13 protein-coding genes and 1 other annotated feature (1 of these 14 cut by a window edge) are annotated in these 15,799 nt (G+C 28.7%); of the genes, 11 read left to right on the forward strand and 2 right to left on the reverse strand.

Going from position 1 to position 15,799, the window contains the following annotated elements:
- Positions 1-197: 197 nt before the first annotated feature.
- Genes ACQPUY_RS04295 through ACQPUY_RS04305 form a run of 3 tightly spaced genes read left to right on the forward strand, consistent with a single transcriptional unit; the run spans position 198 to position 4,570 of the window.
- The gene (locus ACQPUY_RS04295) at positions 198-1,145 is read left to right on the forward strand and encodes an AAA family ATPase (protein ID WP_430839693.1); all 948 of its coding nucleotides are present in this window, start codon (positions 198-200) and stop codon (positions 1,143-1,145) included.
- Between the two features lie 4 nt (positions 1,146-1,149).
- Complete coding sequence (locus tag ACQPUY_RS04300) at positions 1,150-2,256, forward strand: DUF58 domain-containing protein (RefSeq protein ID WP_430839694.1); 1,107 nt, start codon at positions 1,150-1,152, stop codon at positions 2,254-2,256.
- Between the two features lie 31 nt (positions 2,257-2,287).
- The gene (locus ACQPUY_RS04305; RefSeq protein WP_430839695.1) at positions 2,288-4,570 is read left to right on the forward strand and encodes a transglutaminase-like domain-containing protein; all 2,283 of its coding nucleotides are present in this window, start codon (positions 2,288-2,290) and stop codon (positions 4,568-4,570) included.
- 70 nt (positions 4,571-4,640) lie between these two features.
- On the opposite strand, the gene ACQPUY_RS04310 is transcribed toward ACQPUY_RS04305, so the two are convergent.
- Both ACQPUY_RS04310 and ACQPUY_RS04315 read right to left on the reverse strand, forming a co-directional pair.
- Positions 4,641-5,450, reverse strand: coding sequence for a TPM domain-containing protein (locus ACQPUY_RS04310; RefSeq protein WP_430839696.1), 810 nt, complete (start codon positions 5,448-5,450; stop codon positions 4,641-4,643).
- 2 nt (positions 5,451-5,452) lie between these two features.
- The gene (locus tag ACQPUY_RS04315; RefSeq protein WP_430839697.1) at positions 5,453-6,022 is read right to left on the reverse strand and encodes a LemA family protein; all 570 of its coding nucleotides are present in this window, start codon (positions 6,020-6,022) and stop codon (positions 5,453-5,455) included.
- 194 nt (positions 6,023-6,216) lie between these two features.
- Between ACQPUY_RS04315 and ACQPUY_RS04320 the strand changes: the two genes are divergently transcribed.
- From ACQPUY_RS04320 to ACQPUY_RS04355, 8 genes are all read left to right on the forward strand, one after another.
- The gene (locus ACQPUY_RS04320; protein WP_430839698.1) at positions 6,217-7,263 is read left to right on the forward strand and encodes a substrate-binding domain-containing protein; all 1,047 of its coding nucleotides are present in this window, start codon (positions 6,217-6,219) and stop codon (positions 7,261-7,263) included.
- A gap of 83 nt (positions 7,264-7,346) precedes the next feature.
- Positions 7,347-8,846, forward strand: a complete 1,500-nt coding sequence (gene mglA / locus ACQPUY_RS04325) for a galactose/methyl galactoside ABC transporter ATP-binding protein MglA (protein WP_430839699.1) — start codon at positions 7,347-7,349, stop codon at positions 8,844-8,846.
- A 16-nt stretch (positions 8,847-8,862) separates the two neighbouring features.
- Positions 8,863-9,885 (forward strand): galactose/methyl galactoside ABC transporter permease MglC, encoded by a 1,023-nt coding sequence (gene mglC, locus ACQPUY_RS04330; RefSeq protein WP_430839700.1) that lies wholly within the window; start codon positions 8,863-8,865, stop codon positions 9,883-9,885.
- Positions 9,886-9,902: 17 nt separating this feature from the next.
- Positions 9,903-10,067 carry a hypothetical protein gene (locus tag ACQPUY_RS04335; protein WP_430839701.1) on the forward strand — a complete coding sequence of 55 codons (165 nt, stop codon included), beginning with the start codon at positions 9,903-9,905 and terminating at the stop codon, positions 10,065-10,067.
- 184 nt (positions 10,068-10,251) lie between these two features.
- Positions 10,252-11,838 carry a response regulator gene (locus ACQPUY_RS04340; RefSeq protein ID WP_430839702.1) on the forward strand — a complete coding sequence of 529 codons (1,587 nt, stop codon included), beginning with the start codon at positions 10,252-10,254 and terminating at the stop codon, positions 11,836-11,838.
- 10 nt (positions 11,839-11,848) lie between these two features.
- The gene (locus tag ACQPUY_RS04345) at positions 11,849-13,642 is read left to right on the forward strand and encodes a sensor histidine kinase (RefSeq protein ID WP_430840251.1); all 1,794 of its coding nucleotides are present in this window, start codon (positions 11,849-11,851) and stop codon (positions 13,640-13,642) included.
- Entirely contained in the window at positions 13,642-14,616 is a 975-nt protein-coding gene (locus ACQPUY_RS04350) for a geranylgeranylglyceryl/heptaprenylglyceryl phosphate synthase (RefSeq protein WP_430839703.1), read from the forward strand. Before ACQPUY_RS04345 ends, ACQPUY_RS04350 begins: the two co-directional genes overlap by 1 nt.
- 27 nt (positions 14,617-14,643) lie before the next feature.
- Positions 14,644-15,687 carry a galactose ABC transporter substrate-binding protein gene (locus ACQPUY_RS04355; protein WP_430839704.1) on the forward strand — a complete coding sequence of 348 codons (1,044 nt, stop codon included), beginning with the start codon at positions 14,644-14,646 and terminating at the stop codon, positions 15,685-15,687.
- A gap of 81 nt (positions 15,688-15,768) precedes the next feature.
- Positions 15,769-15,799: a binding site (T-box leader), on the forward strand (it continues 203 nt past the right edge of the window).

A 15,799-nucleotide genomic window follows, 5' to 3' on the forward strand; every position in this document is an offset into this window, starting at 1 on the left:
GTAGTTTTTTATTTAGAACCACAATTCTATTAAGAAAATATTACTTTTTGGTAAAAATAATAAAATTTAACAGTAAAATATTGACATTAAGTTAACTCAATAGGATATTATAAGATTAAGAAATAAATATTAGATTAATAATATTAGTAATAGATATTATAACTAATATTATAATAGGTTAATAAAAATAGGAGGCGATGAGTATTTATAGAGAAATTGCAGAAAAAATGTTAAGAGAATTGAATCAAGTTATTTTAGGAAAGGAATCATTTATATTTGAAGTTGTATCTGCTGTATTAGCTAATGGACATATTTTGTTGGAGGATATACCTGGTGTTGGTAAAACAACACTAGCATTATCAGTTTCAAAACTTATGGGGCTTAAATGGAATAGAGTTCAGTTTACTCCAGATGTTCTTCCATCAGATTTAACTGGATTTTCTATATATAGGAGAGAAACGGAGAAATTTGTATATCAGCCTGGAGCTGTATTTTGTAACCTTCTTTTAGCTGATGAAATCAACAGAACTTCACCAAAGACACAATCTGCCCTTTTGGAGGTTATGGAAGAAATGCAGGTTACAGTTGATGGGAATACTAGAGAGGTACCTTCACCTTTTTTAGTTATTGCAACTCAGAATCCATTAGGAACTTCTGGAACACAGCCTTTGCCGTCAGCACAAATGGATAGATTTTTAGTTTGTATAACAATGGGATATCCTGATTTTAAAAGTGAGGTTATAATGGCAAAAGAATTAGATGCAGGAAAAAGAACAGAAAAATTAGCACCAATTGCTAATGCAGAATTATTATTAAAAATGCAAAAGGAAGTAGAAAAAGTTTATGTACATGATTCTATATATGATTATATTGTAAGATTAATTACTGCAACTAGAGAGTGTGAGTATTTTAATGTAGGGGTAAGCCCAAGGGGAACTATTGCACTTGTAAAAATTTCAAGAGCTACTGCTTGGTTAAATGGAAATGACTTTGTATCTCCTTCAGATGTGTATAATCAATTTACTGCAATTGCAAGACATAGAGTTCAGATTAGTGCTAAGGCAAGAATAGATGGAATAGATAAAGAGGAAATTTTAGAGGGAATTTTAAGAAATACAGAGATGCCATCATTTAAGAGGAAGTGATACAATGCGGAAAATATGTTATTTATTATTCCTTATTCTAACTTTTTATTTAGCAGGAATGTATAGAGTAGAAGTATTAAATCTATTAGTATTATCAGAGATTTTATTATTTATAAGTTTATTTATTATTACTAAGTATTTTGTAAAGAAAATAGATGCACAGATACAAGTGAATAGTGTAGAAGTAAATAAAGAAAATATAATAAGAGGAAGAGTAATAGTAACAAATGAGACTTGGCTCCCAATTACACGATTTTGTATAAAAATAGAATACTTTAATATTAAAGTATCTAAGCCTGGAATTAAAAAGATAAAAGGATATGTACCTGCAAAAAGTAAGGTTGAAATGGAATTTAGGATGAAATCTAAATATTGTGGTATTTTACATTTGAGAATAAAAGAAATAAAGGTATATGACTATTTATCATTGTTCAATAGAAGAAAAAATGTAAAAGGAAAAGGGGACTTAGAGGTTTTAGTATTGCCTTCAGGACGTAAAATTAGAACAGAATTGGAAAAGGGGGATTATATATACTATCAACCTGATGTAGCAATGACTTCAGAAGAATTAATTAGTCAGCCACCAGAGATAGCATGGATTAATACCTATAAGCCAGGGGATTCTATGCGTGATATACATTGGAAATTAAGCGCTAGAAATGACAATATATTAATTAAAAAGTATTCATCAGATATAGAAAATAGAATTTCATTTTTTATAGATATGAGAAATGAAAGAAAAGTAGATATAGGACGAAAGGATGCTTTTTACGAATTATGTTCAGCAATCTCTCTTGGATTTATAGAAAATAAAATAGCACACTGTGTAAGATGGTATGATACAGATAAATTAAATATTGTAGATAGAATAGTAAGAACAGAAGAAGACTATATAAATATGATGGAAGAGTTAATGTTAAAAGAAGAAGTAATTGATGAAAATTTGTCTGATGAAGAATATTTAAAAAATAATTATTTATATGATAATAATTTTGAAACTATTATTTATTTGAATTTAGAATTAAAAGTATTCTTAAATAGGCAAGAGCTTATGCAGTTTTCAGAAGAAAATTATGTAAAAGAGATAGAAAGGAGATGTCTTACTGTTTAAGTTTAGAAGAAAAAAGAAAACAATAGAAAATGTGGGAATAGAATTAAAAACAAGTGTTTTTAAGATACAGAAAAATAATAAAAATATACTATCATGTATAGTATTGTTTTTAAGTTATCTTTGTGGAGTTATGGGGATATTGTATACTATATCTTTTAGTCCATACTTGACTTTCAAAAAGACAGAAGTATACCTTCTAACACTAGTTACATGTCTTATTATTTGGCTTTTATATGGGAGCAAAAAAATATTTATTGTAGGAATAATTCTTATATTAGTAGTTTTGTTTAATGGCAATCTTTTAGTGAGCCAGTGGATAAGTATATTAGAAGTGGTGTTATATAACATAAATATACTTTCGAGTTTTGATATTACTGAGACAGTATTAATATTTTTTATAATAGTATCTTTTATTATATATTGGCTTACTTTTATAAAAGGAAAAGGGTGGCTTCTGTATCCAGTTTCAATTGCAGTTATATTAATTGGGCCAATCATAGGAAATCCACCGAATATTATTCAAGTCTGTTTATTTGTATTTTTCCATATAGGAATTTCTGTTACGGGAAATCTGATATCTGGCAAGAGAAAGAAAAGAAAAATGATGCCTATTCAGATGAATACTGCGGGGATAGGTATACTTTTAGTTGTAGTATTTTTTAGCATTTCTTTAATATTTGTTTATAGAATAATAGATAATCATATGGCACAGCTTTTCTCTATACCAGTTAGATTAGAAAGTGAAGTTAGTAAAATTACAGCATCATGGAAATTTAACATTAGAAATCAGGGTAAAGTAAGTAGAGGAAATAATTATGCTGTAGGAAGTGATAAATTAGAAGTAACTGTTTCAGAAAAACCTAGTGAAGTAATTTATCTTAAAAATTTTATAGGTAGTGATTATATGGAAAATCAATGGGAAGAAGCTGATGAATCAGATTATTCAGGAGTTGGAAGTATATATACTATAGTATCAGATGACAAAAATAGTATTCAATATTATGAAGATAGACAATTCGATTTAGTTAATAATATCTATTTATCAGAGAGTATAGTAGAAAATTCAAACCTAAATGATAATCAAGGAAAGAATTTGAATTTGGATCAATGGTTAATAGTGAAAAATCTTACTTCGGACAGTGAAGAATATTATATTCCATATATTTCAGAATATAAGCGTAGGCAAGGTGATGAATATCTATTCTCAATTTATAGTCAGCAGGATTTTTTAGAGGTGCTACAAAAAAAAGAAAGTGATGCTGTTTTAGATTATAAAAATATGGAGGAAAACTATGAGAGCTATGCTAGAAGACGATATTTAAATGTATCAAAAGAAAGATTTCCACGTCTTGCAGAACTTTGCAATGAAAATCCATTATATAATCCAAGTGATGTTACAGAATTTATAAAAAATACTATGTGGTCAATGGCATCTTATACCTTAACTCCTGGAGTAATACCATTGGATCAGGAAATACCTGAATACTTTTTATTTGAAAGTGGAAAAGGTTATTGTATTCACTTCGCAACTACTGCAACTTTAATGTATAGGATGTATGGAATACCAGCAAGATATGTTACAGGATATATAGCAAAGCCGTCTCAATTTAAAGAACAAGATAGTGGAACTTATAAGGCAGTTCTTACAGATCGTCAGGCACATGCATGGGTAGAAATTTATTTAGAAGGTTTGGGATGGCAGAAGGTAGAAGTAACACCTTCCATAAATCAAATTAATAATAATGAAGGATACCAAGAAGGAGAGGAAGAAGAAAGTACTAGTACAGAAGAAGAAAATGTTTTATCTGAAAGTGTTAACGAAGAAAATCAAGAAAACATAACTAATCAAATAAATATGGATGAAGAAGAATATTTAAAAAAGGAAAATAAAAATTATTATAAATTTGTAAAGACAATAGAAATAAGCAGTATAGTTATGATAATTATAGGAAGTATTTGTTATGCTATCCTATTAAGAAGAAAGAAAATATTAAATAAATATAAGATATATCATGCAGATAAATTAGTTTCAAACATGGTAGAAGTTCTTAAGTTTGGTGGATATATAGAAGATTATACAGGTAATGAGCAAGAATTTGCTCATATAATTACAAAAACAGTTCCTAATATTAAATTTGAGGATGCTGAGCATATTATGAAGTATACTTATCAGGAGGCATTTGGAAATAGGCATGTATCCTTAGAAAAAACAAAAGAAGTACTAATGGCTTATGAAAAGTCATGTATTTTTGTTTATGACAGACTTCCTAGATGGAAAAAATTATATTTTAAATATATAAAGGTATATTGGTAAAAAAATTAATAAAAGTAGGATATGTATTATATTAATAGATTTTTTTAGTAATACATATCCTTAATATTTGTTACCATCTACCAGAAGATCCACCACCAGAGGAGGAACCTCCACCAAAACCGCCGAAGCCTCCACCACCAGAAGAACCGCCTCCAAATCCACCGAAACCACCTGGACCATTTCTGCCTCCTCTTCTTCCACCAGTAAAGAATAGTATTTTAAATAATAAAAGCGTTATACTTCCGCCATTAAAAAATAAATCAAGTAGAAATAATAACCCAATTATTCCAATTATGCTTAATGTAGATATATCTTTTGAATTATTATCTTTAGTTGGAACAGTTATATTTAATGATTTATCTAATGTAACTCCATATTCTTCTGCAATTAAGTCACTAAAGGCACTATAACTATTTACTATGCCTAGTCCATAATCTCCATTTTTAAAATTATTTTTTGCTAATGTGTCCATTACTCTATTGCTTAAAACATCAGGAATAGCACCTTCTAAGCCACGCCCAACTTCAACTCGCCAAGTTCTATCTTCTATTGCAATTAAAATTAATAATCCATTATCTTTATTTTTTTGCCCAATTCCCCAAGTACGAAAAAGATTTAAGGCATAGTCTGCAATTTCTATATTGTCTGTGCTATCAATTATAACCACTATAGATTGAGCAGTTGTTTTATCTTCAAGCTCTTTTCCAATTGAAATTATTTTTTCCTTTTCATCTTCACTTAATATATCTACATAATCATTTATATATTTATAATTTGTTGGAGAAGGATAGTTTACATCAGCTGAAGCTATTATTGAAGAACTTAATAAAAATAAAAGAGAAGATAATAAAATAAATTTTATTCTAGATAATATTTGCATAATTACCTAGTAAAATCCACTGAAGGCACTTCACTAGCATTATCAGTTGCTTTATAAAGTGGCTTTTCTTCGAATCCAAAAATTGAAGCAATAATGTTTGTAGGGAATCTTCTCCTTTTAGTATTGTAATTAGTTGTAGCAGTATTATAATCTTGTCTTGCAACAGCTATTCTATTTTCAGTTCCTTCTAATTGAACACTTAAATCTTTAAAATTTTCATTAGATTTTAAATCAGGATATCTTTCTACTATAACTAATAATCTAGATAATGCACTTGATAGTTCATTATCTGCATTAGCTTGATCAGTTATATTAGTAGCACCAGATAATTTACTTCTTGCATCAGCTATTTCAGTAAAAATATCTTTCTCTTGAGTAGCATACCCTTTAACTGTATTTACTAAATTAGGTATTAAATCAGACCTTCTTTGAAGTTGGGTATCTATATCAGAAGCTGACTTATTAACTTGTTGCTCTAAGTTCACTAAATTGTTATAGCCAGATATTATAGGAAATGCTATTATAGCAATTACTATAATCACACCTATTAATACTTTCACACCATTTTTCATAAAAAATACACTCCTTTCATTATATATTATTATATGTAGAATTATATTATGTTATTAAACTTTAATAATAGTTAAGAATTTTGATATATTTGTGAAGTTTTTTATATGGAAGTTAATAAGAAACATCTTTATAATAATAAATGTAAACGAAAACAATGTTAATAATAATGATTTATGGTAGATGGAGGGTTAATATGAAAAAAATTAAAAAATTACTTACAATGGCAATGGCTACTATTATGGTAACAGCTTCATTAGTTGGATGTGGCTCAAAAGCTACAGATGGAGGTAGTGGGAATGCTTCAACAGGAGATAAGATAAAGGTTGGAGTATGTTTATACAAATTTGATGATACTTATATTTCAACAGTTCGTCAAAGCTTAGAAAAGATTCAAAGTGAAAATCCAGATAAAGTTGAGTTTACTTTTTATGATGGAAAAGGTGACCAAGCTACACAAAACGATAGTATAGATACATTAATACAAAAGGATGTAGATTTATTATTAGTAAACTTAGTTGATACAGGAGCTGCACCAACTGTAATAGATAAGATTAAAGCAGCTGATAAACCAGTAGTTTTATTTAATAGAGAGCCAAAAACAGACTCAATAAAAGCATATGATAAAGCAATATTTGTTGGAACTAATGCTAAGGAAGCTGGAGTTATGCAAGGTAAGATTCTTACAGATTTCTGGAACAAGGATTCAAAAGCTGTAGATAAAAATGGAGATGGGATTTTACAATATGTTATGTTAAAGGGTGAGCCTGATAATCCAGAAGCAGTTGCAAGAACTGAGTATTCAGTTTCAACTTTAAATGATAATGGAATTAAAACTGAAGAATTAGCACTTCAAGTTTGTAACTGGCAAAATGATCTAGCTCAAAATGCTACAGAGGCATGGTTATCAAGATTCGGTGATGAAATAGAAGCTGTTATAGCTAATAATGATGGTATGGCTCAAGGTGCTATAGCTGCATTACAAGCTCAAGGATATAACAATGGTGATGCTTCAAAGACTATTCCTGTAGTTGGTGTTGATGCTACAGCAGCAGCTCAAGACTTAATTGGTAAGGGATTTATGTTAGGATCAGTTCTTCAAGATGCTGAAGGAATGGCTAAGGCTTTATATGAAACTGGAATGAATTTAGCAGCTGGTAAGGGTGCTATAGATGGAACTTCATATAAATTTGATGATACTGGAGTTGCAGTACGTATTCCATATCAAGAATACACTAAATAAGAAATAAAATAATAGTCCTACAAACTGCATAGTGAACATCCACTATGCAGTTTAATAAATAATAGAAAAGTGGTGGATGAGTTATGGCAGATACAAAATATATTCTCGAAATGATAGATATTTGCAAAGAATTTCCAGGGGTTAAAGCATTAGATAAGGTTCAATTAAAAGTAAGGCCAGGAACTGTACATGCTTTGATGGGGGAAAATGGAGCAGGAAAATCTACTTTAATGAAATGCTTATTTGGTGTTTATATTGAAGATAGTGGAGAAATTTTTATAGATGGATTAAAAAGTAAATTTTCAAATCCAAAGCAAGCTATGGATAATGGAGTTGCTATGGTTCATCAAGAATTAAACCAAGTTCTACAAAGAAATGTTATGGATAATATTTGGCTTGGAAGATATCCAGGTAATGTCGGAGTAGTTAATGAAAAAATTATGTATGAAGAAACTAAGAGAATATTGGATGAATTAGAAATAGAAGTAGATCCTAAAGTGAAAATGGACAAGCTATCTGTTTCACAAAGACAAATGATTGAAATTGCAAAGGCCGTTTCATATAATGCAAAAATATTAGTTTTAGATGAGCCTACATCATCTTTAACAAATGAGGAAGTTAATCATTTATTTAGAATTATAAATAAATTAAGAGATAAGGGCTGTGGTATTATATATATTTCTCATAAAATGGAAGAAATTCTTCGAATTTCTGATGATGTAACAATAATGCGTGATGGAAAGTGGATAGATACTATTCCAGCTAAAGATCTTACAACAGAAAAGATAATAAAATTAATGGTTGGACGTGATTTAACTAACAGATTCCCGCCAAAGACAAATAAACCAGAAGATGTTATTTTAGAAGTTAAAAATTTAACTGGTACTTATCAGCCTTCAATTAGAGAAGTATCTTTTGAACTTAAAAAAGGAGAAATACTTGGGATTGCTGGCTTAGTTGGTTCTAAAAGAACTGAATTATTAGAAACAATATTCGGAATAGCAAAACATAGTGATGGAGAAATACTACTTCATGGTAAAAAAGTAGATAATACTGATTCTCGTAAAGCTATAAAAAATGGATTTGCTTTATTAACAGAAGAACGTAGAGCTAATGGGATATTTGGACAACTTGACATTAAGTTTAATACTATGATTGCTAATATAGATGGATATAGTAAATATGGAATATTAGACAATAAGAAAATGACTGAAGATACTAAATGGACAATAGATAGTATGAAAGTTAAGACTCCAAGTCAAAAGACATTAATTAGAAGTTTATCAGGAGGAAATCAACAAAAAGTAATTATAGGTAGATGGCTTTTAACTAATCCTGAAATACTGTTATTAGATGAACCAACAAGAGGTATAGATGTTGGAGCTAAATATGAAATTTATCAACTTATTATAGATTTAGCAAATAAGGGCAAAGGGGTTATAGTTGTATCCTCAGAAATGCCAGAATTATTAGGAATTTGCGACAGAATACTTGTAATGTCAAACGGAAAAGTGGCTGGAATAGGTGATGCAGATAAGTTATCACAAGAACATATTATGACTATGGCTGCTAAATATATTTAGAGTAGAGGTGGAACCTATGAATAAAGTTAAATTTAATAAAGAGTCTTTACAAAATTTCTTACTTAATTATGCACTATATATAGTTCTATTCATAATGATAGCGTTCTTTGTAGTAAAGGAGCCAGGATTCCTTTCTTTAAAGAATTTTACTAATATTTTGAGTCAAGCATCAACACGTGGTATCCTTGCACTTGGAGTTGCAGGATTAATAGTACTTCAAGGTACTGACCTTTCTGCTGGACGTATATTAGGATTTACTGCTATAGTATCAGCATCATTATTACAATCAACAACATATGCTGCTAGAATGTACCCTGATTTACCAGCACTACCATTAATATTACCAATGTTTATTGCTATAGTAATAGGGGGAATATTTGGAGCTATTAATGGATTTGGAGTTGCAAAATTAAAAGTGCATGCATTTATTATTACCCTTGGTACGCAACTTATAGCCTATGGTGCTTCTTGTTTATATATTGATAGACCACCACTAGGAGCTCAACCAGTTGCTAACTTAGATGAAAGATATACTTCTTTTGTTAATGGTTATTTAAAATTAGGTAGTGTAGAAATACCTTACTTAGTATTTTATCTTGCTATTGTTGCAGCAATAATGTGGTTTGTATGGAATAAAACAAAGCTTGGTAAAAATATGTTTGCTATTGGTGGTAACCCAGAAGCAGCTGCAGTTTCAGGTGTTAACTTAGTAAAGAACATAATGTTTATATTTATAATTTCAGGTGTGCTTTATGGACTTGCAGGTTTCTTAGAAGCTGCAAGAGCAGGATCAACTACAACTAGTACTGGATTTAACTATGAACTAGATGCAATCTCTGCATGCGTAGTTGGTGGGGTATCATTTACAGGTGGAATTGGAACAATTCCTGGAGTATTAATTGGTACAGTATTACTTCAAGTTATAAACTATGGTTTAAACTTTATAGGAGTAAATGCATATTGGCAATATATAATTAGAGGTTTAATTATTATAGTTGCAGTTTCATTAGACGTAAGAAAATATATAGCCAAAAAATAATAAAGGAAATGATGAGAATGGAAAATGAAACTATTAAAGAAAAAGTAGAAGAAGTTCCAAAGAAATCTATGAGAGATACACTTTATGGAAACTTAAATGTATCAGTAAAAACAATGGATAGAGTATTAATAGTATTATTTATTCTACTATCTTTATCATTAATAATAGGAATATTAGTATAAAAGAAATATTTTACTAATATAATAGGGTGGGGTTAATTGGATCCCACCTTATTTCTGTTGTATTTAAAAATTTGTAAAAATGTATAAAAAAGTATGATATAATTAATTTTGAAGATTTAGAAAATTTTGAATGAGAATATTTATAGATTTTATTATACGAGGAAATTATCCATAGGAGGTTATTATGGGGTTATATAAAATAATGATTGTAGATGATGAAGAGGAAATAAGGCTTGGAGTAATTAAGAAAATAAATTGGGAAGAGCATGGTTTTGTAGTAGTTGGGGATGCTGAAAATGGACAAGAAGCTTTAGAAATGGCAGAAAAGATTCATCCAGATGTTATAATGACTGATATTAAAATGCCTTTTATGGATGGATTGGAACTTGGAAAAAAAATTGTTGATTTAATGCCATCAACTAAAATTATTATTTTTTCAGGTTCAGATGATTTAGAGTATGCACATCAGGCTATTAAAATAAATGTTATTGAGTATGTACTAAAACCAATTAACTCTATTGAACTTGTAGAGGTGTTAAAAAGACTTAGAGAAAAATTGGACAAGGAGTATGATGATAAGAGAAACATGGAAATACTCCAAAAGCACTTTTTAGAAAGTATACCAGTAATACGAGAGCAGTTTTTAATAGGAGCATTAGAAGGAAGAATAACTAAGGAGCAATGGGAAGAGGATGAGAGAAGGTTGGGCTTAGATTTTATCAGTAATTACATATGCGTAGCTGTTATAAATATTGATGGACTTTCAATAGAGCAAGATAGTGGCTTAGTTTCAATCTCTATTAAAAATATGGTTGATGAAACTATGGGAAACTATTGTGATTTTATAAGCTTTCCGTATATAGATAAAATCGTAGTACTTTTATCCTTTGATGAAAAGGATAACATTATTAAAGTTATAAAGGGATTAGATGAAATATGTAAAGTTTTTGAATGTGTTTTTGGAAGTACAATTTCTATAGGTCTTGGAAGAATTTCTAATGATATTTCTGCTATAAGGTTATCTTATAATACAGCACAAAGTGCTTTAAGTTATAGGCCTATTTTAGGAAATGGAAAAACTCTATATATAGATGATGTAGAGCCAGATAATTCTATTCAACTTCAATTTGATGAGCTGGATGAAATTAAATTTTTAAATTCTATTAAGCTTTTTACTGAAGAAGATATAAAGGAAGCAGTAGAAGATATATTTATAAAAATTGAAGATTCTCTTGTGGCATTAGAAAAATATAGAATTTATTTAATGGAAGTACTAACAGCTATGCTTAAGCTAACGCAAAGTCACAATATAGAGATAAGAAGTATATTTGGAGAAAACTTCAACTTCTTTACTTACTTAGAACAATTTAACTCAATAGGAGAAATTAAAGACTGGTTTATAGAGAAATCTTTATTCTTAAATGAAATTATTAAGAAGGAAAGAGTAAATTCATCTAAGATATTAGTAGAAAAAGCTAAGGAGTATATTAAGAATAATTATAAAGATTTTGAAATATCAGTTGAAAAGCTATGTTCCAATCTGCATGTTAGCCCAACTTATTTTTCAACTATATTTAAAAAAGAAACAGATATGAGTTTTGTAAATTATTTGACTAATGTAAGGTTAGAAGAAGCTTTAAAGTTATTAAATACTACCGATGACAAGACATATATTATAGCAACTAAAGTGGGATACCAAGAAGCTAATTATTTTAGTTATGTATTTAAAAAAAAGTTTGGAATATCACCATCTAGATATAGAAAGAATTGAGAGAAATAGTATGCTAAATTTTATTAAAAATAAAATAACAAACTATTATAAGAAGGCTAGTATTCAATATATAATATCAATTTCTTTTACTATAGTAGCAGTTGTTGGAATGATAGTTGTTGGAGGAGCGCTTTACCTAAGATTTTTTAATTCAACGGAGGAAATGGTTTCTAAAAATAATGAAACTATAATTGAACAAGTTAATATAAATTTAGATAGCTATTTAAGAAATATGATGAAAATTTCAGATACTATTTATTATAGGGCTATTAAGAAAGCAGATATGGCTATTGAAAATATTGATATGGAAATGGATTTAATCTATGAAGCAAATAAAGATAATTTAATAAGTATTACTTTATTTTCGGAATATGGAGAAATAATAGCTTCATATCCATTAGAACAATTAAAGAGTAATATAGATCCAAGAGAAAATGAATGGTTCCAAAATGCAAAAAATAGAAAAGAAAACTTACATTTTTCTACACCTCATGTACAAAACTTATTTTATGATCCAAATTATAGATACACTTGGGTAGTATCACTTAGTAGAGCTGTAGAAATAAATAAAAATGGAAAGATGAGTAGTGGAGTACTATTAGTAGATATGAATTTTAGCGGTGTAGAGCAAATATGTAAAAATGTTGAGATGAGTAAAAATGGATATGTTTATCTTATAGATAGAGATGGGGAAATAATATATCATCCAAGACAACAACTTATTTACTCTAATTTAATTAAAGAAAATAATTATGAAGCAGCCAAATATGAAGATGGAAATCACATGGAAAATTTTCAGGGTAACAAAAGATTAGTTACAGTAAAAACTGTAGGATATACAGGTTGGAAGTTAGTAGCTATATCTCCAATGTCTGATATTACTGATGATTATTATGAGTTTAGGGTTTTTGCAATATTTATTATGTTCTTTGCAATATTTGTTTTAATATCAATTAATATGTTTGTTTCATCAAAAATTGCAAATCCAATAAAGGCTTTAGAAAATGCAGTTAATGATTTTGAAGATGGTGTAGTTAATTTAAATATACCTGAAAATGGTTCTTATGAAGTACAGCATTTAGCAAAGGCCATTAAATCTATGGTAAATCAGATGAATTTACTTATGGAAAATGTTATGAGGGAGCAGGAGGCAAAGAGAAAAAGTGAATTAAATGCACTTCAAGCTCAAATTAATCCCCATTTCTTATATAACACATTAGACTCTATAATATGGATGATAGAAAATGAAAATTATGATGGAGCTATTATAATGGTAACATCGCTAGCAAGATTTTTTAGAATTAGTTTAAGCAAAGGTAAAAATGTTATTACTGTAAGAGATGAATTAGAACATGCTAGGAATTACTTAACTATACAAAATATAAGGTATAAGAATAAGTTCACTTATAATATAGAGGCAGAAGAAGACACATTAAGTTTAACTAGTATAAAATTAATTATTCAACCTCTTATAGAAAATGCTATCTATCATGGGATGGAATACATGAGTGGGGATGGAGATATATTAGTAAAAGCCTATAGAAATGAAGGAGATTTATATATAGATATAATTGATAACGGTTTAGGTATGCCAGAAGAAGTTTTAGATAAGCTTTTAACATCAAAAATAACTAATCAAAATAGAAAGGGATCAGGTATAGGTTTAAGGAATGTGCATGAAAGAATTAAGTTATATTTTGGTGAAAAATATGGATTAGAAATTTATAGTGAGCCTGATGAAGGAACAACTATTAGAATTCATATGCCATGTATAGAGTTTAATAGTATTAAGGAGGAGAAATAATGAAGATAAGAAAAAAATATATATTTTTAATTTTATTTATTATGGTTTTAGCATCCTCCTTATTATTAATAAAAGATGGGAGTAAGAAAAAGGTAACTATATATGACGTAGCTGTAATAATAAGAGGGAAAAATAGTGAAGAATGGAGCATAATGAAAGCTGGAATGGAGCAAGCTTCATCTGAAATGAATGTAAATCTTAGATTTATTACATTACTTGAAGAAAATAGTGTTGAAGAACAGATAGAAATTCTAGAAAGAGAAGTGAGCTCTGGGACTGATGCTATATTAATTTCACCAGCAGACTATAAAGAAATGTCGAAGCTTATAGAAAATATTAATAAAAAGACACCAATAGTATTATTTGAATCCAATATAGATACTAAACAAGATATATCATATATTTCTTGTGATAATTATAAGTTAGGGCAACAATTAGCAGAAGAAGTAGCTCAAAATGGTAATACAAGAAACAATATTGTTATAGTAGAAAGCGACTTAACTTATAGTAGTGTAAAAGAAAGATATGCAGGATTTATAGATGAAATAAGTAAAAGTAAAAACACTTATGAAACAGTTGAATTTCCTATTGATGAATCAAATTTATATAATAACATTAGAGGTTTAATGGAAGATAATAAGGTAGATGTAATAGTAGCCTTTGAAGCTAATACTTTAGAAGCTATAGGAAAGGCAAAGAAGTATGTAATAAATAACTTGAATGTACCATCAAATATTGAGGTATATGGTACTGGAAGAACTAGTACTATAATTTCTTTAATTGAAGAAAAAATGATAAATGCTATAGCTATACAAAATGAATTTAATGTTGGATATTTAAGTGTAAAAACTGCTATCAATAAATTAGAAAATAAAAAAAATGATAGTAAAATTAATATCACATCAACATTAATAAATAGTAGAAACATGTATTCTGAGGAGAATCAAAAGATGTTGTTTCCAATAGTTAGATAAATAATATTTGCTTTATGGGAGGGTATTGTGAAAATAAATAAGAAGTTTTTCAATATACTTAGTTTAATGCTAGTATCTACTCTTATGGTGGGGTGTAATAATGAGGGGGATTTCAAATCTAAGGATGAAATAAAAATTGGTATAACTTTATATAGGCAAGATGATGTTTTTATATCGAATATTTCAAGTAATTTAGAGGATATAGTTAAAGAAAATGAAAGTAAATATGATTCTAAAATATTACTTCAGTTCGTAGATGCCAAGGGAAGTACTTTAAATCAAGGGAATCAAGTAGATAAATTTATTAATCAGGATTATGATATTATATGTGTTAATTTAGTTGATAGAACAGCAGCAGCTACAATAATTGATAAAGCTAAATCAGCTAATATTCCTGTAATATTCTTTAATAGAGAACCTGTAGAAGAAGATATGAATAGGTGGGACAAGATATATTATGTAGGTGCTCAAGCAGAACAATCAGCAAGGCTTCAAGCAGACATAGTAGCAGAAAAGTGGTTATCGAATACAGAGCTTTATGATAAAAATAAAGATGGAAAAATTCAATATGTTATGTTAGAGGGGGAACAAGGACATCAAGACTCTTTAATTAGAACAGAATATTGTATTAAGGCACTAAATGATAGAGGTATTGAGCTAGAGAAGCTAGCAGATGATAGTGCTAATTGGCAAAGTGATCAAGCTATTACTAAAATGTCTCAATGGATAAAAGAATTTGGTGATAATATAGAGGTGGTATTTAGTAATAATGATTCTATGGCTTTGGGAGCAATTCATGCTATTAATTCTAATAGTGATTTAATAAGAAAGCCTATAATAGTAGGAGTAGATGGAATTAAAGAAGCATTGGAAGCTATAAAAAATGGACAGATGGATGGTACTGTTATAAGCGATGCATATGGTCAAGCAAAAGCTTTGTTTGAAATTTCAATGGCAGTATCTAATGGGGAGTCTGTAGAAAATATTAATGGAATAGAAAAAGGAAAATATAAAAAATTACCCCATACTAAGATAACAATAGATAATGTAGATGAATATTTAAAGGAGTAAAATACTTATACAAAATATAAAATTAATATATTGACAAGGTATTAAATAATGATATAATTAAATCATAGTATTCCGATATGATTAAAAACAAAGAAGAGGTAGAGTAATTAGT

This window comes from Clostridium nigeriense, assembly GCF_050585245.1.
Lineage (GTDB): Bacteria > Bacillota > Clostridia > Clostridiales > Clostridiaceae > Clostridium > Clostridium nigeriense_A.

Excerpts from the sequence above, each read along its gene's own strand:
- ACQPUY_RS04320 (WP_430839698.1), top strand. The coding sequence starts at position 6,217 with ATGAAAAAAATTAAAAAATTACTTACAATGGCAATGGCTACTATTATG.
- ACQPUY_RS04345 (WP_430840251.1), top strand. The coding sequence starts at position 11,849 with ATGCTAAATTTTATTAAAAATAAAATAACAAACTATTATAAGAAGGCT.
- ACQPUY_RS04315 (WP_430839697.1), bottom strand. The coding sequence starts at position 6,022 with ATGAAAAATGGTGTGAAAGTATTAATAGGTGTGATTATAGTAATTGCT.
- mglC (WP_430839700.1), top strand. The coding sequence starts at position 8,863 with ATGAATAAAGTTAAATTTAATAAAGAGTCTTTACAAAATTTCTTACTT.
- ACQPUY_RS04300 (WP_430839694.1), top strand. The coding sequence starts at position 1,150 with ATGCGGAAAATATGTTATTTATTATTCCTTATTCTAACTTTTTATTTA.
- ACQPUY_RS04295 (WP_430839693.1), top strand. The coding sequence starts at position 198 with ATGAGTATTTATAGAGAAATTGCAGAAAAAATGTTAAGAGAATTGAAT.
- ACQPUY_RS04350 (WP_430839703.1), top strand. The coding sequence starts at position 13,642 with ATGAAGATAAGAAAAAAATATATATTTTTAATTTTATTTATTATGGTT.
- ACQPUY_RS04335 (WP_430839701.1), top strand. The coding sequence starts at position 9,903 with ATGGAAAATGAAACTATTAAAGAAAAAGTAGAAGAAGTTCCAAAGAAA.
- mglA (WP_430839699.1), top strand. The coding sequence starts at position 7,347 with ATGGCAGATACAAAATATATTCTCGAAATGATAGATATTTGCAAAGAA.
- ACQPUY_RS04310 (WP_430839696.1), bottom strand. The coding sequence starts at position 5,450 with ATGCAAATATTATCTAGAATAAAATTTATTTTATTATCTTCTCTTTTA.
- ACQPUY_RS04340 (WP_430839702.1), top strand. The coding sequence starts at position 10,252 with ATGGGGTTATATAAAATAATGATTGTAGATGATGAAGAGGAAATAAGG.